This window comes from Acetivibrio ethanolgignens, assembly GCF_001461035.1.
Taxonomy (GTDB): Bacteria; Bacillota; Clostridia; order Lachnospirales; family Lachnospiraceae; genus Velocimicrobium; species Velocimicrobium ethanolgignens.
Window position 1 is genome coordinate 1 of the sequence record NZ_LNAM01000114.1, and the last position, 890, is coordinate 890.

Consider the following 890-nt stretch of genomic DNA (forward strand, 5'->3'; position numbering starts at 1 on the left):
ACCCAAAAAAATAAGTCTGTAAGCTGTTTTCCTTGCTTACAAACTTATTATACGAGGAGTAATGGTATGCAAATTAGCGAACGTATTAAACGTATTCGAGAATATAGAAATATGACACAAAAAGAATTAGGACTTGCTTTGGGTAGTACAGAAAAGAGTGCGGCAGTACGAGTTGGGCAATATGAAACAGGTGCACGAATACCTAAATTAGATAGTGCCAAAGCACTTGCCAAAATTCTACATTGCAACTACAGCAATTTTTATGATGGTGTCGAATTAAGCAATGCCGAACAGATTATGATGAATTTCTTTTGGCTTGAAGAAACTGTTGGTAACTCATTATACGTTTTTCAACTTCAAAAGTACAATGATAAAGACGATAAGCGCATTGCTCATGGTATGTATAATGATTACCAATATAACGGCGTATTTCCGCCAGTGGCAATCGCATTGAATTATAACAAGATAAATGACTTTATGCGTGAGTGGGCGATACGCTTTCAAGAACTTGCGGATAATGAAATTACCCGTGAAGAATATTTTGAATGGAAAATAAATTGGCCTTTCACCTGTGATGATGGCGGGCGGTTTGAGCCATCTATTCATTGGAGGAAATATACATCTACTTAATATAGGAGAAATATCTTTTATGACACAATCATGGATTAGAAAAGGATTTAAGAAACTGAAAAAGAAGAATAACAAAGCCCTAGACAAGAAAATTTTATATTACAAATTTGATTCTTTTATTCAAAAAACCAGCCATATATGTCTACTTTTTTATTTTGTTCTAATTCTCATTATCTTTGGATATAAAAAGTGGGATTTATCTTGTTAATGATTTCCTGAGCTGTCGCAGGACTGCTCTTACGCACTGTCATTAGGATGAC

At 34.5% G+C, this 890-nt stretch carries 1 protein-coding gene; it reads left to right on the plus strand.

Annotation, left to right across the window (positions count from 1 at the left end):
* A partial coding sequence (locus ASU35_RS06635) for a helix-turn-helix domain-containing protein (protein ID WP_207644127.1) occupies nucleotides 1-630 on the plus strand: 630 nt, incomplete at its 5' end.
* Nucleotides 631-890: the final 260 nt, after the last annotated feature.